Raw genomic sequence first — 24,172 nt, 5'->3', positions numbered from 1 at the left:
ATGAAGACTACTATAAAAATATTAGCAACGGCAATAGTGATTATTAGTGTTGTTTCATGTCAGGATGATGCGAAACCTAACTATCAGTTTATGCCTAATATGTATGAATCTGTTGGTTATGAAACTTACGGAGAATACGGAGTATTTGGTGAAACAGGTCAGGAAGCTATGTTGCCTGCAGAAGGTTCTATACCAAGAGGATGGATGCCATATGAGCTTGAAAACTCTGCAGAAGGTTATCAGATGGCCAAAGATTCTCTTAAGAACTCCATTAAATATACTAAAGAAAATGAAGAGGCAGGAAAGGCATTATATGATATCTATTGTGCGATCTGTCACGGAACCAAAGGAGATGGTAAAGGTACTTTAGTACAGAGAGAAAAAATTCTTGGGGTACCAAGTTATGATGATATAGGTAGAGCCATTACAGAAGGAAGTATTTATCATGTAATGTACTACGGAATTAACTCTATGGGATCTTATGCTGCTCAAACAAGCGAGCACGAAAGATGGCAAATTGTACAATATGTTGAAAAGCTAAAGGCGGATCTAGAAGGTAAAACTCCTCGTATTGATGCAGACCTAGCCGTTGTAGAAACCAAGGTTGAAGAAGAACATCAAGAATCAACAGAACAACACGATAACGCACACTAGTGCATAGTTAAAAGTTAAGAATAACGATATTATTAAGATATGTATACGCTATCAAATAGATTAAGATTATTTTCTTTCATTCTTATGATTGTAGGAGGAATAGGACTTATATATGGTTTCCTTTCTACACCAAAATCCGTAGAAGAAGTAAAAGAGATGATGGCAGCGCATGATGCGCACGGAGGTGGTCATGGAGATTCACACGCAAAAGCTGAAGCCGAGCATGGAGGAGAACATGCTGATGATGCTCACGGAGGTGATGCACATTATGAGCATACTTTGCATCAATTGCAGAATAAGCCTTGGGCTTCATTATATGTGGCGGCATTTTTCTTTTTTATGATCGCGTTAGGGGTTTTGGCGTTCTATGCAATTCAATTTGCATCGCAAGCGGGATGGTCTCCTGTGCTTTTTAGAGTAATGGAAGCCATTACAGCATATTTGGTTCCAGGAGGAATCATTATGTTTGTTATACTTGCCTTATCAGGATTCCATGTAAACCATTTGTTTGTATGGGCAGATCCAGAAGTGGTAGCTCACGATAAATTGATACAAGGTAAATCAGGATGGTTGAACGGAACTGGATTGATGATCAGAGCAGCTATCTTTTTAGGAGGTTGGTTATTTTACCGTCACTTTGCTGTAAAGTTCTCAAGAAAGCAGGATGAAGATTCAGAAGGAAACAAGTGGTATAAGAAAAGTTTCAAATGGTCAGCAGCATTCCTAGTGTTCTTTATCTATACAGAATCTATGATGTCTTGGGATTGGATTATGAGTTTTGATCCACACTGGTTCAGTACATTATTTGGGTGGTATGTGTTCGCAAGTTTGTTTGTGTCAGGTATTACTGTAATCGCCTTAATGACTATTTACCTAAAATCTAAGGGATATATGGATTTCGTAAATAATAGTCATATTCACGATTTGGCTAAGTTCATGTTCGGGATAAGTATTTTCTGGACTTACCTTTGGTTTTCACAGTTTATGCTAATCTGGTATTCTAATATTCCTGAAGAAGTAACATATTTCATTACACGAATTGAAGACTATAAGTTGCCATTCTTTGGTATGCTGGTAATGAATTTTATATTCCCATTATTAGTATTGATGAATAGCGATTTCAAACGTGTAAACTGGTTTGTAGTTATGTCAGGTATTATAATCCTTTGTGGTCACTATATTGATATATTTAATATGGTGATGCCGGCTACTGTTGGAGAATCTTGGTTTATTGGTTTAAGTGAAATAAGCGCGGTATTATTATTCTTAGGATTATTCTTGTTTGTAGTATTTACGGCATTGACCAAAGCTCCTTTGTTAGCTAAAGGAAACCCATATTTAGAGGAAAGTAAACATTTCCATTATTAATTTAGAATTGTATAAAAGAAGATAGATAAAAATGACTGTATTCTTAACCATAGTAGTTATAGCGCTTTTTGGAATTACGTTATGGCAAATGTCAAAAATTTTGAGATTGTCAGAATTAAACGGTGCAGATAACTCTCAAGTAGCTAATGACAAGGATAATAACTTACACGGTAAGTTAATGCTTGGCTTTGTAATATTCATTTACTTATTAACCATATATTGTTTTGTTCAATATAGAAGCTTCTTCTTACCTGAATCTGCTTCTGAACACGGATATGACTATGATCAATTGATGTTTATCTCTATGGTCTTGATTTTTATTGTTCAGATCATTACCCAGGGATTACTACACTATTTTTCTTATAAGTATAGAGGGAAGAAAGAAAATAAAGCATTATTTTTTGCTGATAACGATAAGTTAGAATTTATCTGGACTATTATTCCTGTAATTGTTTTGGCAGGATTAATAATCTATGGTTTATTTACTTGGTCAGATATTATGAATATTGATGAAGAAGAAGGTGATCCATTGATTATAGAGTTATATGCATACCAGTTCGATTGGAGAGCAAGATATTCTGGAGCAGATAATGAACTTGGTAAAGCCAATGTACGCTTTATAGAAGGGATCAATACTTTAGGTCTTGATGTTTCTGATAGTTATGGTAAAGATGATAAAATTGTAAATGAATTACATTTACCAGTAAATAGAAAAGTAATCTTTAAGATGAGATCTCAGGATATTTTGCATTCTGCATATATGCCTTTCTTTAGAGCTCAGATGAATGTAGTACCAGGTATGATTACAGAATTCTCTTATACACCAACAATGACTTCTGAACATATGAGAAACAGTGAGTTTATGGTAGAAAAGGTGGCTACGATTAATAAGATAAGAAAAGAGAAAAGTAAAAAGTTAGTTGCTGCAGGAGATGAAGCATTAGAAGAATATACATTTGATTATTACTTGTTATGTAATAAGATATGTGGAGCTTCACATTATAATATGCAAATGAAAATAATTGTGGAGTCTGAAGAAGATTATAATGCTTGGTTAAAACAACAACCAACGTTTGGAGAGCAATTATCAGCTCAGGCAAGTAATTAAGAGAAAGAAAGATTAATATATTATATTAAAAAAGAAATAGCGATATGTCAGCAATAGCACACGCAGATGATCACGCCCACGACGATCACGGACATCATAAAGAGACATTTATAACAAAATATATCTTTAGTCAGGATCATAAAATGATTTCCAAACAGTACTTAATAACTGGTTTGATTATGGGAATAATAGGGATTGCAATGTCTTTATTATTTAGAATGCAATTGGCGTGGCCTGATCATAAATTTACAATATATGAAGTACTATTAGGTAAGTTTGGTGCCGATGGGGTTATGGATCCTAGTATCTATCTTGCATTAGTAACGATTCATGGTACTATTATGGTATTCTTTGTACTTACAGCCGGATTAAGTGGTACGTTTAGTAATCTATTAATTCCTTTGCAGATTGGAGCCAGAGATATGGCTTCTGGGTTTTTAAATATGGTATCCTACTGGCTATTCTTTTTGAGTAGTGTGATTATGGTGTTGTCTCTATTTGCGGAGGCAGGACCAGCATCTGCAGGTTGGACAATTTATCCTCCGTTAAGTGCATTACCTCAGGCTATTGGAGGTTCAGGTATGGGGATGACGCTTTGGCTTGTTTCTATGGCAATTTTTATTGCTTCATCATTATTAGGTTCTTTGAACTATGTAGTAACAGTAATTAACCTTAGAACAAAAGGAATGTCAATGACTCGTTTACCATTAACGATTTGGGCATTTTTTGTAACTGCAATCATTGGTATTGTTTCCTTCCCGGTATTATTATCAGCAGCATTGTTGTTAATAATGGATAGAAGTTTTGGTACCTCATTCTACCTGAGCGATATCTATATCCAAGGAGAAGTACTACATAACCAAGGAGGTTCTCCAGTATTATTTGAGCATTTATTTTGGTTCCTTGGGCACCCAGAAGTATATATTGTATTGTTACCTGCTCTTGGTATAACTTCAGAGATTATAGCAACGAATGCACGTAAACCAATATTTGGTTATCGAGCGATGGTTGCATCGATTTTAGCAATTGCATTTTTATCTACAATAGTATGGGGTCACCATATGTTTATTTCAGGGATGAATCCATTCTTAGGATCGGTATTTACGTTTACTACTTTATTGATCGCAATACCATCCGCAGTAAAGGCGTTTAACTATATAACCACCCTCTGGAAAGGTAATCTTCAGCTTAATCCTGCGATGTTATTCTCTATAGGTTTGGTTTCGACATTCATCACAGGAGGTCTTACAGGAATTATCCTTGGAGATAGTACCCTGGATATTAATGTACACGATACATATTTTGTAGTGGCTCACTTCCACTTGGTGATGGGTATTTCTGCATTATATGGTTTATTTGCGGGTGTTTATCACTGGTTCCCTAAGATGTATGGTAAAATGATGAACAAGAATCTGGGATATATACATTTCTGGGTAACTGCAATTGGAGCGTATGGGGTTTTCTTCCCAATGCACTTTATTGGTATGGCAGGTTTACCACGTAGATATTATACAAATTCTAATTTTCCATATTTTGATGATTTAGCAGATACCAATGTGTTGATTACCGTTTTTGCTTTGATAACAGCAGCAGCTCAATTGGTGTTTTTATATAACTTTATCAGCTCTATTTTCTATGGAAAGAAAGCAACTCAAAACCCTTGGAAATCTAATACTATGGAGTGGACAACCCCAGTAGAGCATATGCACGGTAACTGGCCTGGAGATATCCCTCACGTACACAGATGGGCATATGATTATAGTAAGACTAGAGAAGATGGTGAATATGTGATCCCAGGACAAGATTTTGTCTCTCAAATAACACCACTACAAGACGGAGAAGAAGAAATGCATCATTAATATAGAATGTAAATTATTTATATAACAGAAGCCTTTTCATCACGAAAAGGCTTTATGTTTTTATAATCTCTAAGGTTAGAGAGGTTATTTTAGATATAAACTAAGATTTGTATAGCGCTAACTGAAGTAGTTCTTTGTTTTTTTTTGAATCCTACTTATTTTTTAGACCTCTTTATAAATCGATAAACAAAAATAAGAAGTCCCATTGCAATAAGGAGATATAATCCATAGGATTGAATAAAAGACGTTTTAGACGTAGTTAAGATCAAAGGTGTGGCTTTGTTGTATAAAACCGTAATTTTGTCTCCTTCGTTATTTAAAGGGCCAATAAAGGGTATGTGAAATAGCTTTACAGTACTAGATAAACTATCTCCCTCTTTGGTTACATAATCCACAGTAGCAGTTGCAGAAGATCGGCGACTACGTACTTTAAAATTTATTTCTGTAATGGTGGCTTCAGTTTCAATATATTCTGCAGTTGGTTCTTGTGTATAAGATACTATTGAAAAGCTAAGAAGAAGTAAAGAAAGATAGGTTTTAAATGTTTTCATAAGATGATTATTGGTATGTTTAAATATACTATAACCTTATTAAAATAGAAAATCCTCATACTGCCCTTGGTATCGAAACGGACAATCTGCGAATGAACCTTTAGCCAACTTACGAAAAAATCCATCATAGCAGCCTGGCTAGTTCGCTAAAAAGGTCTACCAGACCTTTTTTTAACGCTCCGCTCTCATAAATATCATATTCTACTGTCCAGGCTTTAATACCAACACTATCATACATTTCTACGGGAGTACTCAAGTAATTCGTTATGATAGAGTAGGTTTCATCTTTTATAATCTTAGCTTTGTATGATAAGAAAACTATTAGGCGTTAGGAAGATAGAAACACTAGATCCAAAAAACATTCATAATATTATTTACTGTGATTGATACTTTTTTAAGAAATTTTAAAGCTAGATTGACGTATAAATAGAAAATCGTTCTCTGTAGAGTGGTTAAATCTTATTATCGACTATTGGCATAAATTTTATCTAAAATAGGTGTCCAAGATTTTTTCTTTTTTTTCCTCATCGCTTCCTGATGACATAAACTCAATTGCTATTTTATAATCTTCTGGTATTTCTCTATTAAAAACTAAGTCTTTATAAGGGTCAACATTTTTGTTTAATAAATAGCATAGATAAAGTCTTTCATTTAAGGTAGGATAAACTGATAAGTTTGTCAATTCATTATTATCAATAGTATTATCGGCATTTAATTCTATACTTTCTAAGATAACAGAATCAATAACACCACTAGGGTGTGGTCTAGTTCGCATCTCAGGTGTTGGGCTCCACCAAAGGTCTTTTTTAACTAACGAACCTCCAGCTTCACCTCCTAATATAAGAAACTCAATTTCTTGTTTTGTTCCTTCCCATACTTTTACTTTTCTATTTCCACTTTTTTGGTGTATCCATACGTCAGAATCCTCTCTTTTTAGATCAGGGATAGCATCTTTAATTACAGTAATATTACTGGATTTTAGAAATTGTCTAGTTACTGCATTTACAAATAATGTATCAAAAATACCAACGTTTATTTTTTCCCAATCTTCATCTTCACGAAAAGCCTTATAAAATCGTATAAATGGTTCTTTCAACATCTGTGCTAATACAAATGTTCCTTTACGTGTTTCAATACTAATCACTTTACCTTCTTTCCAAGGTGTTGCTCTTTTTGCCATAAAAATTGAATAGTCTTTATTCTAAATATAGCTTAGAAATTAACTTAACTTATTCTATTTAACTAGCTAATTCTCCAAACAACTCTTTAATAATGCGCTTTTCTAGTTGAGATGCACGCCAAACTTTCCACTTCTCGTATTTTTCTGCTTCAACTTCTGAAATACTTCCAACAGTATTACCTCCTTTCCACAAACTCAAATCATCATATGTGCCTGCAACTAGAATTATTTCTGAATATTTAGAATCTTTTTCCTTATCATAATTTTCTTGCTGGTGAATTTTTTTCTACCTTTTTTTACCAATTCCTAAACCAGATGCTGATATTGGAGGAAACAAGCGATTAGATTTTAAAATATCTGATAAAGGTTCATTTAATACTCCTATATGATCAAAGACTTCTATCAGTATTCCTCCTCCTTTGAGGTCATCTATAATCCTGCAAAATGCAAACTCTTTTCCTTAGTCAGTAAATTTGTTTCGTGAAAAACTTTTTGTGTCTTTTTCTTCTGATAAAAACAGAGGAATTGCATAAATCTCCCCAATGGTTAAATTAGCTAATTTATTCATTACTTACATTTGATTTTAGATTTACCTTTTCCTTTAGCCTTATCATATTCTGCCTTAAACTTTTTACCTCTTGCATCGGTACGGGTTTTATCGAAAGAATTAACTTTGTTTCCTCTTTGTTTAGCTGTTAGTTCATCTTCGGATAAATCTTGACCTATTGTTGCCGTTTTTGTTCCGTGTTTTTCTATTAGATGTTGTTCTTTTCCTCTAGCTTCTGCATATGTCATATCGGTATTTGTATCTAATAATTGCATACTATCTCCATCTCTGATTCTTTCAGTGTCAATGTGTTGTCCTTCACGTACATCAGTATTATTGGATATACCTACAAAATAAGGTTCTTTGGCACCTTCTTCAAATAACCCATAAACTGAGAACCCTCCTTGATCGAGAGGAGTTAAACCCATTATATCAGTTAATAAGTTTACATTTTTGGTATAAGTATAAAGATTGTCACCACCACTAAGTTTTATAGGATCTCGGCTAATATATATACCCTCGTTGGCGAGTAATATCTAAACCTATTATAATACACAACCCAGTTTATGTATTCTCATACTGCCCTTGATGTGTAAAAGGAGTATTAGCTATCCTTTATTAATAAGTTTTTTGATTAAGTCTTTAATGAATGGTTGTACTTCTAATACATATTTATAAGTTTCACTTTTCAGTGTACAGATTATCTGATTTTGATTGATTTCAAGACTTAATATTTCATTTTTACTCCAAGGGTTTTGTTTTATTAGAAATAGTTTGTTGTCTTCAGAAATTATGGAGAGTGATTCTTTTAGATTGTAACCTTCATATTTATAACAATAAATTTTAGAAATATTTCCCGATGTAAAAATCATTTCTATTTTATCTTCATCGGAAGTAATATTAAAATTGTCCTTGTTAAAATCTACTAAAGTTTCATAAATAATACGATCATAATATTTATCACTGTTTAAAGTAAATTCAGTATTCTTATTTCTGTAATTCGCCTGAATAATTAATTTTTCAAAATTATCTTCAGTTCTTATTTCATCTATTATGACTAAACTTGGTTCTCCATTGGGGTTTTGATCTAATTGAAATTCTTCTTTTTCTTTATTAAAAGAGAATTTCAATTCTGAGACAAATGTTAATTCATTAATCTTAGGATTATACCTAATAGAAGATTCTTTAGGTTTAATTTTTTTTAACTGCATGTTCCATGTTTTTTTAATACATCCCAAGCGGCATCGGATTTTGTTTTATTGTTTCCAGGACCACTTCTTATTGCATCTATTTCAGCCTGAGCTATGCCAAATTTATCAGATTGAATTGTAATATGACCAGTTACTTGGTTGCTTTTTGTTACAGGTATAGTAACACTATTGGCACCACCTTTCTGTAAAACATCGAACATATTACCTCTGCAATTTGTACAAACTCCCACAGGTTTTGTGCCACCTGGATTGAAATCACCTACGACATCACTTATTACTACATCTTGTCCAGCTAATTTTCCAGCATCAGCAAAAGAATTTAATCCATTCATTTCGGCATGTCCAGACGGTGAACTATTAAAGACTTGCGAATTATCTCCTGCAGTAATTTTTGCACTTGCGCCATTCATAAAACCATCTCCCCATAATCCTTTAACATCCACCCAAGTATTTGTATCATGAACATAACTGTAAAATCTATCGCCACCTTTAAATTTTACAGGATCCTGAGATATATAAATGCCCTCGTCAGGCGAGTAATACCTAAACCTATTATAATACAATCCAATCTCTATATCTTCATACTGCCCCTGATATCTAAAAGGACAATCTGCCAATGAACCTTTAGCTAACTTACGTACTTTTCCGTAAATATCATACTCTACTTGCCAGGTTTTTTCACCTTTGGAGTTATACATCTCAACCGGTGTACCTAAGTGATCAGTAATGATAGAGTACGTTTCATTTTCGGTTATTTTAGCAGCCGGTTTAAAAGTACCTTCATCAAATACCCAGGTAATCAGGTTTTCAATCGGTTCTGGTTTGCTTTCTTTTAGCATACCAAATTCATCTACTACGAGTTCTGGTCTATCTTTTAGGTCATAACTCCATTCGTGTACTGGTACATTGCCGTCCCAAACGAAGCGAGTGATTAAACCCCTCTGTCCGCCACTGGCGGACATCTCCCCTTGCGAAAGGGAGAAGCTTTTTATAAGGTTTATCTTGGCAGTTCTTCTGCCGAGTGCGTCGTATTCGAACTCAGTTGTTTTGTTTTTAGGGTCGGTTACGGATTTCAACATTCCGTTACCATGCCACTCATAATCCCAATTACCTTTGGTAGTGATTTTGGTAATCAGGTTCCCTTCGTCATCATATTTAAACTTGTTTCCGTCAGCTTCTTGCAATTGCCCTCCAGTTCCATATTTTCGGTCTCCTTTACCTTCGGTTCTGTATAAATTACCTACTTCATCTGGGAGTTTATAATCAAACTGTTTATTCTCATATCTGGCACCAGCCAAGTTATTAAAGCTATCGTAACTATAATTTACAGTCCCCCTGGTTAATTCATCAACCATTTTGGTCAGTCGGTCATTTACATTCCAGTTGTAGGTGCGGTGACGCATTTCGCGGTTACCAGCCGTTACTTTATGTTGTATAGGCCTACCGGCTTGATCATATTCGATTTGATTGATCACCCCACCTGGTAGGACGCGTTCGACTTCCATACCGAGGCTGTTGTATGAGAATTGTGCAGACCAGATTTTGTTATTAACACCTCCCTGACCCTCCTCAAGGAGTGAACTTGTTGCATTTACTTCTTGAATTAATCCAAGCTTATTTCTAGTAAAATCAATATCGGCTCCTAGGCTACTGGTTACTTTAATACGATTACTTAAAGTGTCGTATTCGCTTTCCACGATATGACCATCCTGGTTTTCGGCAATGATACGCCCGGCTTCATCTCGTACCAGATGGACTTTACTGTTTTCGTTTATCGCTTCGATCAGGTTGCCGTTTTGATCATAGCTATAGGTTTCCCAGGTACCATCGCTATGTTCGGCACGAGTTATTCTTCCGTTAAGGTCATATTCGTATTCGGTATATTTATCATCCGGTCGATTGACCCTAAGTACTTTTCCTGCAAGGTCTCGATCATATTTTCTGGTTAGCCCGTCAAAACCAATTTCTCTAATAATCTCACCCTTATTATTACGAGAAAAACGATAAAACTCCTCGTGTTCATTGGTAATGGTATTCAGTTGTTCTTCAGTGTCATATTGGAAGAATACTTTTCTGCCTTTTTCCTCACGCATCTTCAAACTTCCCATTGGAGTGTACTCAAAATTGACTTCTCTGTTTTTTTGATCTATAGTCTGAGTAACCTCATCGTAGGCATTATATTTTAGCTTAATAAGATTATTATCTGCCTGTCGTATCTGATGAATACGATCTAGTTCATCATAAAAGAAATGTTGTTGATGATTTTCTGCATTTTGTGTATATAAGCATCGACCCCATAAATCATATTTCCACCTGGATTCTGCACCATTGGGTAATATTAAAGAATCTAGATTATGATCTTCATCATAAGACAGTAAGGTTATATTCCCTGCATTGTCTCGTACTTGGCCAATCAACCCTTCATCATTGTACTCAAAAGAAGTAACACCTCCATCTAATCCAATCACGGCGTGTAGTCTATCCTGATCAAAAGTACGCACTACCGACCCTCCTGTCGGATCTTTGGTCAATACCAATCTGTCTTTTTCGTCATATACAAAGCCGATCACTGATCCATCAGGTTGATGAAGCCCTGTTAGGTTACCGCGTTCGTCATAACTATATCCTGTGATATTACCTTCTTCATCAATATCTCTATAATTTTCCATATAGGGTGTATATTCATGAAAAATATGCCCACCCATAGGATCTGTAACCTGAGTACAAAGATTTTGATTATTAAAATAATAGGTGCTTTCTTGTCCTAAAGAGTTAGTAACCACATTATAGCCTTTGTTATATTCTATAGATCCGGACAGAATGCCTCCATCTCCCCAGGTTTCTATACATTTGGCCCCAGTAGTTTTTCCGTCATATTTCCAGTAAAATGCCTGACCATTACGATCTGTTTTTTTGATCATAAGGTGGTTTTCGTATTCCATGATGGTTGCCTCACCCAATGCATCAATAATTTCAATCAGGTCACCGTCTTTATTGTATGCATATTCTACCATAGTACGGGTTTCCCCACAATGCGTAGCAGTAACTTTGGTAATGTGATTTTCTTCGTCTAATGCTAAATCGATTACTCTGCCAACAGTATCAATAATTTGTTCTAATTGATATACTGCATTGTATACAAACTGAATTTTGAAACCTTCGGGATTGCTTAAGGAGGTTGGTTTGTAAAGTGTATCAGTATATTTAGTAAAGGTATAGGTTTGCTGAGATTGGTGATCGGTTACCTCATAGGTGTTACCATCGATAAAGGTAAGTGTTAGTTTTTCGGTTCTATTATATGAGGATTCATTTTCTACCACTAATAATGGGAAAGAAGTAATTCTTCCATCTGGTAAACGCATTACGATAGTGTCTTCATCATAATCTATATGTAATGCCAAATCATAATTACAATGCATACCATGTCCCATCATACCTTCATAACCGGAGTCTGAATACCAATTACGTTCCCAGCGAATAGGTATTTGTCCTGGAATGCTAAAATCAAGCCCTTCATATACCATGCGGCCAGTAACAAGATCTACTGGTTCGAAGCCCATCTTACACATTTTTTTACTTAGGCCTTCTGTAGCAGGAAATTTCTTTAATACTTTATGATTAAGTTTTGTTAGCCCTTTTCCAGCACCTTTCATTAACGCGCCAAAACCATACGACATAACTAGTGCCATCAACATACCCATCAAATCCGGAGCATATGGGCCACCAACATTAACAGGTTTACCCATGGGTAAAGGGACACTCATAGAAGAGGGTAAATATAAACTTGGGATCGGTTTCATTTTTTTACCCGGAGTTAATGATAAAGGCATTCCGATATCATTACAAGTCATGGTCATATATCCAGCAGGGGTAAAGTATGCATCTTCTGCACTTACTTTGGTACTTCCAAAAAAGTTCATTGAATCGTGACCAATCATGGGTGCCATGGCAAATGGTCCTCCCATTGGGATATGAATAACTGTACCTATCATACCAGCAGTACCGCTATTACCCTTAGGTACATTATTGACATTCACTGTAGATCCTATAATAGGAACATAATCCATTGGATCTACTACCATACCTATATATGGATGCGGTATGGGTACTGGAACACCAGGTGGTATGATTACAATGTGTATATCGATTCCTAAAACAGGGGTAAAATGTTTGCTTGCTAATAACATATCCTAGAACCAGTTTAAAATTGATAGACTTTTTTTCTCCATTTCTTTACGGTGAGCTTCTACATTTTCTCTCCATTCAGTACCTTCAACCTCGGACATAAACGTATGTGTCGCATCGCATTCGTCTTGCTTTCTCTCTTTTTCACAGAAATTATAATAATCAGCAGCTATATAAGCCATACAGGTAGATTTAATCATCTCTGGAGCTAATGTCGTTCCATATTGATATGATTTGGTTACTATATCCTGATATCTTTTTCGATCTCGTTTCTTAATCACGTTGTATCCTAACCACCAGGCTGATAATGCTTGAGGACCTAATCCATATTCTATAGCTACATCTGCCTGCTTACAAAATAGGTCTGCAGCTACTTCTTTTTCTTTTTGTAGTTGCTTGCAACTGGCTTGAAATCCATAATTCTGTATAATGATAGGCTTACAGGTTTCATCACCGGTTAGTAATCCTTGTTTGGCAATTGCCATTCCCTTTTGCAGTAATTCCTCAATAGCTTTATATTCTTTGAAACTAAAAAGCATTCCGGCATACACAACATGAGCTGTAGCAAAGGCAGATTTACTACCTGATTTTTGTGTCACTAGTAATCCTTTTTTACCCCATAGATGTAATCTATTCAGATTTTTTTTGGTAACGCTCTTAGACATCTCGATCATACATTGTCTAAACTGTACTTCTGGATCATTAGGATCCCCGGCAGCAGCTATTTTATTAATTGCTCCGTGCAAGTCCAATGGAACAGCTAATGTTTTAGCTATGTCACTATGAGTTTTTATGAGTTGATCAAAATGACGTTCTTCTACATAATCAAAAAACATAATTCTTACTTTATCAGGCAACCCAAGTTCGATCATATGATGAATCCACTTTTCGTAACTTCTAGTTTCTGCAATAGAATAAGGGTATAATGATAATGCCAAAGGTAATTGTGGATTAGGCATAGTTTTTTGAAAAGCATTCAGCATTTCTAATAATAATATATCATGATCTTCTTCTGAGTCTACCTTCTGTTCATAAGTCGTAACATCCCAGTTGAATTTTAGATTCCTAGCCGCCAGATCTTTTTGAAGTTTTTCATCTTTCTTGAAATGTGTGATCCAATCCTGTATTAGATTTTTGCTATGCGTCTCTTTGTCTTCAAAAGCTGTAAGTAATACAATGGGTACGTCCGGGAGTCCTCCATTTGGTGTAGACTCTAGTCTTAGAAAGCCTTCATATAATCTAGCCTGATCAGGTTTTATTAACCATCGTACCAGTTGTATATGATGGTGAGGGCTTACTTCATCTATCCATTTTTGCTGAATTTTAGTCACCAATTGCGCTATGGGATTATGCTCGTTGTTCATAATGTATTAACCGCAATTAAGATTCAATAATCCTCCTTTTACATTTGTCATGGCTGTACCATCAATATCAGTCATTCCGGTACTCTTTAATTTTAGTTCGGTTTTTCCTTCAATTAACGTGCTCGGTGCTCCAACTTCTACTTTAGCTTTGCTGTTTACAGTAACTTTAGAGCTTCCGTCATTTAGTATTTCTTTAGAAGTTACATTTACATTGTTCTTACCATCAATGTTTACAGTTTCTTCAGCATTAATATTGATTTCTTTTGATGCAATATTAATTTTTTCGGGAGCACTTATGGTTAACTCAGATTTTGCCGTATCCAAGACTATAGAATTACCACTACTATCCGTAATGGTAATACTTTCTTTTCCATCAGCATCTGAGAGTGAAATAGTATGACCACTTCGAGTTTTTATCGCTTTTGTATCATTCTTTTCTGATTTCCAATCTCCTGCATTGCTACCTCCGGTATAGAATGCTCCCATCACATAAGGACGCTCGGCATTACCACCTTCGAAGCCAACAATAACTTCCTCATCTTTTTCTGGAGTGAATTGAAATCCTTTGCCGCCTCCTGCATGAGGCGTGAGTACACGTAACCACGGAGTCATTTCTCCAGTCGCTTTTTGCCAAGGAAACTGAACTTTTATTCTGCTAATACCTTCTGGATCTGCATTATCCATTACTGTAGCTACTTGAGATTCACTTTTTGGATAAGCCATGATATCCGTATTAGGATATACATCAAGGTCTGCGGTTACTCCCACAAAACGATTTTGATATTTCCCATTTTCTGTAGAGGTATGAGAAACTTTTATAATTCTAAAACTACCGTAATCAGAATTTTCTCCTTTGATTTTTACTACTTGCCCAAGATTAACTCCTGGATTATCACTCTTGCCATTAATATGAACTTGCTTAATTTCTTCTGCTTTCTTTTGCTGTTCTACGTGCTTATCTAACCTCTTTTTAAGTTGTGGATCATAATAAGCATTTACATATACAGCAGTTTCTTTAGCAAAAATACTCATGCTTCGCTCACTAGTAAAACCATTATATCCATTAACTCCAGAGTTTACAGCAGAAGTAGCCATCTCATGTTGCTCATCTGTAAGGTAATCGTTGGTGAAATATTTAAAGTTATTAGGACTTGGATTAAGGTCTAGTGAAAATTCCTGTAAATCGTGACCATAACTCAATTGAGTAGCTTCGCCATCCTCCGGTTTACCAAATACCAGTGCTTTTCCATCATAAAAAAACCATTCACTGTACTGAGCAGCTAGTCTACTAGCATATTTATAAGCACTTTCGTTATGTTGTACACTATAGTGCAACGTTTCTTTGTTTTGAGGACTAAAAGAAGTCTCTAATTTAGACTGATCATATCCCTGAAATGTTTTATTTAGTATCTCTGATAACCCCACATCGCTATGAGAATCATAATGTGGACCATCATCAGCAATAATACTAGGGCTATGTGCCTTAATAGATATCAAGTCTCCACCTTGTTGATGGAATCCTTTGGTATTGTTTACGGAAGTCACAATGCCTTTGAACTCTAATTCTTTATAGCCCGAAGCTCCATCCAGAGAAGAAACTTTAAGCGTAATAATCTTACCTAAGAAATTTTTACTTTCTGAAGCAACTTCTCCTGAAGTTTTTTCCAAGACATCCATTCTGCACACTAACTCAAGAGTATGGTGTGAATTAATCTCTTGGTGCAGAGTTAAACGCTTATAAGCGTGAATTGGATTGCCTTCTATAAATATTTGTGTGTTGGATTGAAGAGCCATAATCTCTATATATTTTTATATGTTTTAATAACTTAATCATAAACACCATTGCATTAAACTACCTTAAAAAAAAATAGCATAAAAACAGGGGGCATACGGTTATATTCTGGTTCGACTTTTGGGGCTGTCAAATACGTTTTGCTAGCGAGGACAATAATTATCGAAGTTGTAAACAACTGATAGTTAACTGCAAAACCTATTATTTTTATTAGATACTATAAAAATAGTTAATTTTTTAAAGCTAAAGTAATGCATCATATTATTTTTGTATTTCCTACATAAAAAAGGGTGTATTCCCCCTGTTTAAATGTATATTCAACATTAGATACAGTTACAATAGAAATTGTTACCCATTTTAGAAATATTTTTGATTTTTATATCATTTGATTTCAATGTGTAATCCAAATTAATTGTATTTCTTATTCTATTATCTTTGTGAAAATTAAATTGGGATAGTTAACATAGTCATTGTTTTTTATGAACGAAAATCTGAATCCAACAAACGATAATTTTTCTAATGAAGATCTAGATATCGAGAGAGCCTTGAGGCCACTTAATTTTCAGGATTTTACTGGACAGGATCAGGTATTGGAGAATCTTCAGATTTTTGTACAAGCGGCAAACTTAAGAGATGAGGCTTTAGATCATACGTTGTTTCATGGTCCTCCTGGGTTGGGTAAAACTACACTTGCTCATATTTTGGCCAATGAACTAGGAGTTGGTATTAAGGTTACTTCTGGTCCAGTACTGGATAAACCGGGTGATTTAGCTGGGTTACTAACCAATCTGGATGATAGAGATGTATTATTTATAGATGAGATTCACAGGTTAAGTCCGATTGTAGAGGAATATTTATATTCTGCAATGGAAGATTATAAGATTGATATTATGATCGAGAGTGGCCCTAATGCTCGTACAGTACAGATTAATCTAAACCCTTTTACGTTAGTAGGAGCAACAACACGGTCTGGGTTACTTACTGCTCCAATGAGAGCGCGTTTTGGGATTCAATCCAGATTACAATACTATTCTACAGAATTATTATCTACTATTGTACAAAGAAGTGCTCATATCTTAAATGTTCCTATTTCTATGGAAGCTGCTATAGAAATTGCAGGAAGAAGTAGAGGAACTCCTAGAATTGCAAATGCTTTGTTACGTAGAGTTCGCGATTTTGCCCAAATTAAGGGTAATGGTAAAATAGATATAGAGATTTCCAAATTTGCGCTGAAAGCTTTAAACGTAGATGCACATGGGCTTGATGAAATGGATAATAAGATCTTAACCACTTTAATTGATAAGTTTAAAGGTGGTCCCGTAGGTATTACTACTTTGGCTACTGCTGTTAGCGAAAGCGCAGAGACTATTGAAGAAGTATATGAACCTTTTTTAATTCAGCAAGGTTTTATTATGCGTACCCCACGTGGTAGAGAAGTTACAGAAGCTGCTTATAAACATTTGGGAAGAATAAAAGGTGGAATTCAAGGAGGATTATTTTGATTAAAAATAAAATTATTTATTATAATGAATAATCTCCCAACAGTTTCTTTTTTTAAAGTGCTTAAAAATGCTAAGCGTATTCTTAAGAATCCTTTGCCTTTTCATCATAAGAATTTTGAAAAACATGGGGATTGCTTTAGAGTTAAGTTAGGCTTTGGTAGTAATAGCGTTATTTTTACACGTGATGCAGGTTTGGCAAAACATATGTTGCAAAAGCAACATCGAAAATATTATAAGTCTAAGTTGCAAACAGAAGACCTTGCACGTTATATTGGAGAAGGATTACTAACCGCTAATGGTGAAAAGTGGTTACGGCAAAGAAGATTGATTCAGCCTGCATTTCATAAAAAGAAATTAGAGTTGCTGGTGACTACCATGAAGGAAGTAATAGATCTTGAACTTCAAAAAATTACTTCAGGTCAAACCATTGATGTTTTTCCAATAATGAATGATTTAGCGTTTAAAGTAGTAGCTCGTTCACTATTTAGTTATACCGGAGAAGACAAAGTAATTTCCAGGCTACAGTATATAACCGAAAGCGCTCAAAAAACTCTGATTAAAGAAATACGACAACCTTATAAGCGATGGTGGTTTTATTTAAGTGGAAAAATGAGAAGTACTTTACAGCTAACACAGGAAGCACGAGAAATTCTTAACGGAATCATAGAGGAGCGCAAAAATTCTTCGATACATTATGATGACCTATTGGATATGTTGCTTAACTCAAAATACGAGGATGGGAGTGCGATGGATAATGAGCAATTGATTGATGAAATTTTAATCCTTTTCACAGCAGGTCACGAAACCACATCTAATGCGCTTACTTTTACCTTGCAACTGTTAGCGAAACATCCTGAAATTCAGGAGAAGGTATATCAGGAAACATTAAATCCAGAACTAGATCAAGGCTCTTTGTTAGAAGAAATAAGTAAACTGCAGTACACAAAACAATGTGTTGAAGAAGCAATGCGATTATATCCTCCAGCATACTTTTCTGATCGTGTGGCTATCGAGGATGATGAATATAATGATGTACAGTTTTCTAAAGGATCGATGATCCTGATTTCGTTTTTCGAAATACATAGACATCAAGATCTTTGGAAAGACCCTGAGGCATATAATCCGGATCGTTTTGCTCCCGATGTGGATAAAAAAGAATATGCTGATTATTATTTCCCCTTTGGATCAGGTCCAAGAATGTGTATAGGAAATAATTTTGCAATGTATGAGATGATCTTGGCTATTAGCAATATAGCCTCTAAATATAAAATTACTACCGAGATCAATCAAATTGCTATAAAACCTTTGATTACACTAAAACCTGATAATGCACTTCTGAAATTTATCAATCGATAATCAAGTACAAATTTTTTGAAAATCAAAAATTTGACACTTCTTTTCCTTTTATAAACTTTAGTTTTAAGAGCTCTACGATATAGTCCTGAGTGTCTTTAAATGAACAAGAATATAAACTCTTAAATCTAAAAACTTATCAAGTATGAAAATCTTAAATGTAAAAGGAGCAAAAGAAATTGACAAATCAGCTCAAAAGTCAATCAAGGGAGGGCGTGATATCGATATTTGGTGCCTAAAAAAACGCCTTTTTTATAGATAATCGATTTAAAGATGTACCGCCAGAAGCTGTAAAAATAATGTACTAAATGTTTACCCGATACAATCCCAAAACCTTTTGTAAGGGGGCGCATTCTTGAGGGAATAGGCTATATTGATGCGCAAGCACCACTAATGCTGTTTTGTAATTGGTGTGCACCAATATGATTTGTTTATAAATCATATTTTGGCCCCAGCAAAGAATCAGGATACGTTGATAGCGTATCCTGATTCAATATATAGAAGTTTCATATGATCTGAAGATAGTTTACTTTTGAAAAAAAAGTACTTCTATCCATTTGTTTTGAATTCTAAAGAAAAATATACGCAACTTATCAAAACCGAAGCCAAACGTTTAGGTTTTTTGTCTTGTGGGATCAGTAAAGCTGGTTTTCTTGAAGAAGAAGCACCTCGTCTGGAAAAATGGCTCAAGCAGCAGATGCACGGTGAGATGAGGTACATGGAAAATCATTTTGATAAACGCCTGGATCCAACCAAATTGGTAGAAGGTTCAAAAAGTGTGATTTCCCTATTGTTGAATTACTTTCCGACAGAAACACAAAAAGATCCCGAAGCCCCTAGAATATCTAAGTATGCTTACGGAACAGATTATCATTTTGTGATAAAGGATAAGCTCAAATTATTGCTACAATTCATACAAGAAGAGATAGGAGAAGTACATGGTAGGGCGTTTGTAGACTCTGCTCCCGTTTTGGATAAAGTGTGGGCAGCCAAAAGTGGACTGGGATGGATAGGAAAAAATAGTAACTTACTTACCCAAAAAGTAGGATCGTTCTATTTTATTGCCGAATTAATTGTAGATCTTGATCTTGATTATGACTTACCTGTCACAGATCATTGTGGTACCTGTACGGCTTGTATAGATGCATGTCCTACTCAAGCTATTGTCGAACCATATGTTGTGGACGGAAGCAAATGTATTTCTTACTTTACTATTGAACTCAAAGAAGAGATTCCTAATTCTTACAAAGGACAATTTGATGATTGGATGTTTGGTTGTGATGTTTGTCAGGATGTATGTCCCTGGAATCGTTTTTCAAAACCTCATAATGAACCACTTTTTAACCCTAAACCCGAGTTGCTGGAGATGACCAAAAAGGATTGGGAAGAGATTACACAAGAAGTGTTTTCCAAAGTTTTTCAAAAATCAGCAGTAAAAAGAACAAAGTTTTCTGGTTTGACAAGGAATATTCGATTTTTGGAAAAGGGGTAAGCTTTTTAATTGAAAATTTCATAATACAAACGCTTACATAGATAGTTTTAACAATTTTGTTTACTTAAAATTCATTCATCCTGCTTTAATCTTGTATATTCCATAAATTTTTTAACAAAAAATATAACGTTTTTGTTTTTGATCCCCCGAATCCTTTACTTTAAAAAATAATTATTTATTGGATTAGCATAAAAACACTTCACACACATGAATGGATTATCTTATATCGACATAACTGTCATTGTAGTTTATTTAATCGGAATTATTATTTATGGAATATCTAAATCAAAACGCGGTAGCTCTGAAGATTATTTTTTAGGAGGTCGAACAATGACCTGGCCAATTGTGGGGATAGCATTATTTTCTGCAAATATCTCTAGTTCTACGCTTGTTGGATTAGCTTCAGACGCGTATCAAACCAATATTAATGTCTATAATTATGAATGGTTTGCTGTTGTAGTTTTAATATTCTTTGCCATATTTTTCCTTCCTTTTTATTTAAGGTCGGGGGTATATACCATGCCAGAATTTTTAGAAAGACGATATGATAGCAGATCTAGGTACTATTTTTCCTTTATTACAGTTGTTGGAAATATTTTAGTTGATACGGCTGCAGGGTTATATGTAGGTAAAATTGTTTTAACACTTTTATTTCCTTCATTAGATTCAACTTTAATATTGATTATTCTTGCAGTTGCAGCAGCAGCATATACAATACCGGGAGGATTAAATTCTGTGATCCAAACAGAAGTAATACAAGCAATTTTATTAATTCTGGGATCGTGTTTATTGACCTATTTTGCTTTTGATCAATTAGGAGGAGGATGGTCAGGAATGATGGCTAAGCTTGATACAATGTTATCTGCAGGTGAGGTTAATTTTGGGGATCGAGCAGCTGAAGGAAAATTTATTCCCGCTAATTCTGATGAGGTATTTAGTTTAGTAAGACCAGATAATGATGAATTCATGCCTTGGTGGGGGTTATTAACTGGTGTTCCTTTATTAGGGTTTTACTTCTGGGCAAATAATCAGTTTATGGTACAACGTGTTCTGGGGGCCAAAGATTTAAACCATGGTAGGTGGGGAGCACTTTTTGCAGGGTTACTAAAATTGCCTGTTATTTTTATTATGGTGGTTCCAGGTGTTTTGGCATTACTACTTTTTAGTACCTTAGATATTTCTGAACTTAATTATGTATTAACTAATGGGGAAGTTTGTAATAATCTTGCGGATTGCCCTAATCTTACTTACCCGGTGTTATTGTTTCAATTATTACCTGTCGGAGTATTGGGATTAGTAGTTGCTGGTTTAATGGCGGCAATGATGTCCTCTGTTTCAGCTACATTTAATTCGGCATCTACTTTGGTAACCATGGATTTTGTAAAACAAATGAGACCAGATCTAACTAGTAAACAACTGGTAAGAGTTGGACAGATCACTACTGTTATTTTAGTAGTTCTAGCAATTTCTTGGGTGCCATTTATCGAAAGTGTTAGTGATTCGCTATGGACATACCTACAATTAGTTATTGCCTATACTTGTCCTCCTGCGGTCTCTACTTTTATCCTTGGATTATTCTGGAAACGTGCAAATGGAACAGGGTCAATTGTGAGCTTATTAACTGGTTTTTCTCTTGCCATTTTAATGATTCTTTCTCAAACTTTTGATTGGGTTCCTGAAGTAAATGAGCTGCATTTTTTGGCTAAGGCTACCTGGTTATTTGTTATTTGCGTAACACTGCATGTACTAGTGAGTTTAGCTACTAAACGACAGTCTGAACAACAAATCAAAGAATATACTTATAAAAAAGAAATGTTTGCAGAAGAATCAAAGGAGCTTGCTGTATTGCCTTGGTATAAGAATTACAGAACTTTGTCTTTAATTCTTTTAATTGTTACTACTATTGTCGTAGGGTTCTTTTGGTAATATAATTCATAAACTATGATTCTTGCATTTAGATATATTTCTGTAATTACTGTTTTTATGGTTTTCGTCAGTTGTAAAGAAAAACAAGAAGAGCAAAGACCAAATCATGTATCTATGTTGAATGACCTAATCAGTCAGGAAGATACTGATGGTGATAAAAAGATCACCATAGAAGATAAAGGTCCTAAAAAGTTTCAGTTTATTGATGTTAATGGAAAAGTTCATAGTGTAGACGGAACTTATCATTTGTCAAACCTGCTTCAGGAATTAGCAATTGCAGAAGAAGGAGATACTATTTCGATAGAAAAAATATCCGAAGCACCTTCAGATCGAATTTCGAGATTAATAAAAACTCGTTTTTGGGATAATTTAACAAGATCTATTGATAAAGAAGGGTTAGATAGAGTGCTTTCAGATACAAAATCTGACACTGATACTTTACGGTTATATATACCATCTAATGATAAAGAAGCGATTGCATATTTTAAATCTTTAGAGAAAGAAATTTCAAAGCTCGAAATAGTTGTTCTTCCGGAAGAAATCACACCAGATTATGTAAAAACGCTTAATAGTAAACCAGGAATCCTAAATTTAGCAAGTGAAAGCAATGATAATTACTATAAGGGTAAACCATTTGTAGTTCCAGGAGGAAGGTTTAATGAAATGTATGGTTGGGATAGTTATTTTGAATCAATTGGTTTACTGATTGATGATAGAGCAGATTTAGCTATGTCAATGGCGGATAACTTTGCATATCAAATCAAACATTATGGTAAGATTCTAAATGCCAACAGAAGTTATTATCTAACACGTACTCAACCACCATTTTTTAGTTCTCTACTTAAAGAAATATACCTAAATAATGAAAATGTTTCTAAAGAATGGCTTTCTGATAACCTAAAGATGGTAATAAAAGAATATGAAACGGTTTGGATGCAAAAAGGAGTTCGTTTGACCAATACTGGTCTAAATCGTTTTTATGGAGAAGGAATAGGGATACCTCCTGAAACCGAAGAAGGACATTTTGATTTTGTACTAAAGAAATATGCTGAAAAACATAAATTAACACTTGAGGGATTTACGAGAAAATATGATTCGGGTGAGCTAAAGGACAAAGAGTTGGATTTATATTTCACTCACGATCGATCGATGCGCGAAAGCGGTCATGATACTTCTAATCGACTAGATGATATATGTGTTGATCTAAATACTGTTGGATTAAATAGTCTATTGTATAAATATGAAGTTGATATTGCTTTTTTAATCAAAAATGCATTTGCTAATAGTTTTGATTATAATGGTAAACTATTTACTGCTGAAAATTGGTTGCTAAAAGCGGAAAAAAGAAAAAATTTAATGAATAAGCTGATGTGGGACGACACCATAGGAGCATATTATGACTATAATTTTGTCACTCAGAAACAACAAAAAATAGAATCAGCAACAAATTACTACCCTCTTTGGGCTGGTCTTTGTTCTGATGATCAGGCTTCCAGAATGGTTAAACAGTTATTCTTAAGTTTAGTTGAGAAAGGAGGTGTATCCGGAACTTCAGATATCACTAATAATATCAATCCTGATGCTCCTCAAAGACAGTGGGATTACCCAAACGGTTGGGCGCCTCATCAAATGTTGATTTGGAGAGGATTAGTTGCCACAGGATATGAAGTAGAAGCTCGTGAACTTATTTATAGGTGGTTGTGGATGATTACCAAAAATGCTGTGAATTACAATGGTACCATTCCTGAAAAATATGATGTGGTTCAATGTACTCATAAGGTATATGCAGAGTATGGTAATGTAGGAACTGAGTTTGATTATATCACGCCCAGTGGTTTTGGATGGATGAATGCTTCGTATCAGTTGGGGTTAACTTTTTTAAATGATGAATTGAAGGCTAAGCTTGATAAATTGATTGATCCTGATGAAATATTCAAAAAAATCAACAAATAATTATTGAATTTGTAACACATTAGTTAAAAAGACAACTTCTTTTTACTATTCCTGATTTTTTGAAAGATAACACCATATAAATTTCCGCATCTCAGGTAGACATGTACCTTTGTATAGGTATAGATAG

Annotated in this window: 18 protein-coding genes; 9 read left to right on the top strand and 9 right to left on the bottom strand. The window is 34.7% G+C overall.

Going from position 1 to position 24,172, the window contains the following annotated elements; genetic code table 11:
- The 4 genes from J8M14_RS01450 to J8M14_RS01435 are packed head-to-tail and all read left to right on the top strand — an operon-like array spanning position 1 to position 4,989.
- Positions 1–654: a cytochrome c gene (locus J8M14_RS01450; RefSeq protein ID WP_211072565.1), complete on the top strand. Its 654-nt coding sequence runs from the start codon at positions 1–3 to the stop codon at positions 652–654.
- 39 nt (positions 655–693) lie between these two features.
- Positions 694–2,022 (top strand): quinol:cytochrome C oxidoreductase, encoded by a 1,329-nt coding sequence (locus J8M14_RS01445; RefSeq protein WP_211072564.1) that lies wholly within the window; start codon positions 694–696, stop codon positions 2,020–2,022.
- Between the two features lie 31 nt (positions 2,023–2,053).
- Positions 2,054–3,130, top strand: coding sequence for a cytochrome c oxidase subunit II (locus J8M14_RS01440; protein WP_211072563.1), 1,077 nt, complete (start codon positions 2,054–2,056; stop codon positions 3,128–3,130).
- A 44-nt stretch (positions 3,131–3,174) separates the two neighbouring features.
- Positions 3,175–4,989: a cbb3-type cytochrome c oxidase subunit I gene (locus J8M14_RS01435; RefSeq protein WP_211072562.1), complete on the top strand. Its 1,815-nt coding sequence runs from the start codon at positions 3,175–3,177 to the stop codon at positions 4,987–4,989.
- Between the two features lie 155 nt (positions 4,990–5,144).
- On the opposite strand, the gene J8M14_RS01430 is transcribed toward J8M14_RS01435, so the two are convergent.
- The 9 genes from J8M14_RS01430 to J8M14_RS01390 form a co-directional block, all read right to left on the bottom strand.
- Positions 5,145–5,540, bottom strand: coding sequence for a DUF3592 domain-containing protein (locus J8M14_RS01430; protein WP_211072561.1), 396 nt, complete (start codon positions 5,538–5,540; stop codon positions 5,145–5,147).
- Between the two features lie 124 nt (positions 5,541–5,664).
- Positions 5,665–5,796, bottom strand: a complete 132-nt coding sequence (locus J8M14_RS23240) for a hypothetical protein (RefSeq protein ID WP_282100219.1) — start codon at positions 5,794–5,796, stop codon at positions 5,665–5,667.
- 228 nt (positions 5,797–6,024) lie between these two features.
- Positions 6,025–6,720: a hypothetical protein gene (locus J8M14_RS01425; RefSeq protein ID WP_211072560.1), complete on the bottom strand. Its 696-nt coding sequence runs from the start codon at positions 6,718–6,720 to the stop codon at positions 6,025–6,027.
- A gap of 58 nt (positions 6,721–6,778) precedes the next feature.
- A complete protein-coding gene (locus tag J8M14_RS01420; protein WP_211072559.1) occupies positions 6,779–6,919 on the bottom strand; it encodes a hypothetical protein in 141 nt (46 codons plus the stop codon).
- Positions 6,920–7,287: 368 nt separating this feature from the next.
- Entirely contained in the window at positions 7,288–7,695 is a 408-nt protein-coding gene (locus J8M14_RS01410) for a hypothetical protein (RefSeq protein WP_211072558.1), read from the bottom strand.
- Positions 7,696–7,875: 180 nt separating this feature from the next.
- Positions 7,876–8,478 carry a hypothetical protein gene (locus J8M14_RS01405; RefSeq protein WP_211072557.1) on the bottom strand — a complete coding sequence of 201 codons (603 nt, stop codon included), beginning with the start codon at positions 8,476–8,478 and terminating at the stop codon, positions 7,876–7,878.
- Positions 8,469–12,665, bottom strand: coding sequence for a DUF6531 domain-containing protein (locus J8M14_RS01400; RefSeq protein WP_211072556.1), 4,197 nt, complete (start codon positions 12,663–12,665; stop codon positions 8,469–8,471). Before J8M14_RS01400 ends, J8M14_RS01405 begins: the two co-directional genes overlap by 10 nt.
- A gap of 3 nt (positions 12,666–12,668) precedes the next feature.
- Positions 12,669–14,027, bottom strand: a complete 1,359-nt coding sequence (locus J8M14_RS01395) for a hypothetical protein (RefSeq protein ID WP_211072555.1) — start codon at positions 14,025–14,027, stop codon at positions 12,669–12,671.
- 6 nt (positions 14,028–14,033) lie between these two features.
- A complete protein-coding gene (locus tag J8M14_RS01390; RefSeq protein ID WP_211072554.1) occupies positions 14,034–15,821 on the bottom strand; it encodes a phage baseplate assembly protein V in 1,788 nt (595 codons plus the stop codon).
- 477 nt (positions 15,822–16,298) lie between these two features.
- Here J8M14_RS01390 and ruvB point away from each other — a divergent pair, with 477 nt between their 5' ends.
- From ruvB to J8M14_RS01365, 5 genes are all read left to right on the top strand, one after another.
- Positions 16,299–17,321 carry a Holliday junction branch migration DNA helicase RuvB gene (ruvB, locus tag J8M14_RS01385; protein WP_211072553.1) on the top strand — a complete coding sequence of 341 codons (1,023 nt, stop codon included), beginning with the start codon at positions 16,299–16,301 and terminating at the stop codon, positions 17,319–17,321.
- Between the two features lie 24 nt (positions 17,322–17,345).
- The gene (locus tag J8M14_RS01380; RefSeq protein ID WP_211072552.1) at positions 17,346–18,677 is read left to right on the top strand and encodes a cytochrome P450; all 1,332 of its coding nucleotides are present in this window, start codon (positions 17,346–17,348) and stop codon (positions 18,675–18,677) included.
- A gap of 559 nt (positions 18,678–19,236) precedes the next feature.
- Positions 19,237–20,166 carry a tRNA epoxyqueuosine(34) reductase QueG gene (gene queG, locus J8M14_RS01375; protein ID WP_211072975.1) on the top strand — a complete coding sequence of 310 codons (930 nt, stop codon included), beginning with the start codon at positions 19,237–19,239 and terminating at the stop codon, positions 20,164–20,166.
- Between the two features lie 207 nt (positions 20,167–20,373).
- Complete coding sequence (locus J8M14_RS01370) at positions 20,374–22,092, top strand: sodium:solute symporter (RefSeq protein WP_211072551.1); 1,719 nt, start codon at positions 20,374–20,376, stop codon at positions 22,090–22,092.
- 15 nt (positions 22,093–22,107) lie between these two features.
- Positions 22,108–24,045: an alpha,alpha-trehalase gene (locus J8M14_RS01365; protein ID WP_247672521.1), complete on the top strand. Its 1,938-nt coding sequence runs from the start codon at positions 22,108–22,110 to the stop codon at positions 24,043–24,045.
- Positions 24,046–24,172: the final 127 nt, after the last annotated feature.

This window comes from Aquimarina sp. MMG016, assembly GCF_018100805.1.
In the GTDB taxonomy this organism is placed as follows: Bacteria; Bacteroidota; Bacteroidia; order Flavobacteriales; family Flavobacteriaceae; genus Aquimarina.
Note: the sequence above shows the minus strand (reverse complement) of the source record. Positions and strands in the feature narration are given on the sequence as shown.

Coding starts and splice junctions, on each gene's coding strand:
- J8M14_RS01450 (WP_211072565.1), top strand. CDS start 1: ATGAAGACTACTATAAAAATATTAGCAACGGCAATAGTGATTATTAGT.
- J8M14_RS01445 (WP_211072564.1), top strand. CDS start 694: ATGTATACGCTATCAAATAGATTAAGATTATTTTCTTTCATTCTTATG.
- J8M14_RS01440 (WP_211072563.1), top strand. CDS start 2,054: ATGACTGTATTCTTAACCATAGTAGTTATAGCGCTTTTTGGAATTACG.
- J8M14_RS01435 (WP_211072562.1), top strand. CDS start 3,175: ATGTCAGCAATAGCACACGCAGATGATCACGCCCACGACGATCACGGA.
- J8M14_RS01430 (WP_211072561.1), bottom strand. CDS start 5,540: ATGAAAACATTTAAAACCTATCTTTCTTTACTTCTTCTTAGCTTTTCA.
- J8M14_RS01425 (WP_211072560.1), bottom strand. CDS start 6,720: ATGGCAAAAAGAGCAACACCTTGGAAAGAAGGTAAAGTGATTAGTATT.
- J8M14_RS01410 (WP_211072558.1), bottom strand. CDS start 7,695: ATGGGTTTAACTCCTCTCGATCAAGGAGGGTTCTCAGTTTATGGGTTA.
- J8M14_RS01405 (WP_211072557.1), bottom strand. CDS start 8,478: ATGCAGTTAAAAAAAATTAAACCTAAAGAATCTTCTATTAGGTATAAT.
- J8M14_RS01400 (WP_211072556.1), bottom strand. CDS start 12,665: ATGTTATTAGCAAGCAAACATTTTACCCCTGTTTTAGGAATCGATATA.
- J8M14_RS01395 (WP_211072555.1), bottom strand. CDS start 14,027: ATGAACAACGAGCATAATCCCATAGCGCAATTGGTGACTAAAATTCAG.
- J8M14_RS01390 (WP_211072554.1), bottom strand. CDS start 15,821: ATGGCTCTTCAATCCAACACACAAATATTTATAGAAGGCAATCCAATT.
- ruvB (WP_211072553.1), top strand. CDS start 16,299: ATGAACGAAAATCTGAATCCAACAAACGATAATTTTTCTAATGAAGAT.
- J8M14_RS01380 (WP_211072552.1), top strand. CDS start 17,346: ATGAATAATCTCCCAACAGTTTCTTTTTTTAAAGTGCTTAAAAATGCT.
- J8M14_RS01370 (WP_211072551.1), top strand. CDS start 20,374: ATGAATGGATTATCTTATATCGACATAACTGTCATTGTAGTTTATTTA.
- J8M14_RS01365 (WP_247672521.1), top strand. CDS start 22,108: ATGATTCTTGCATTTAGATATATTTCTGTAATTACTGTTTTTATGGTT.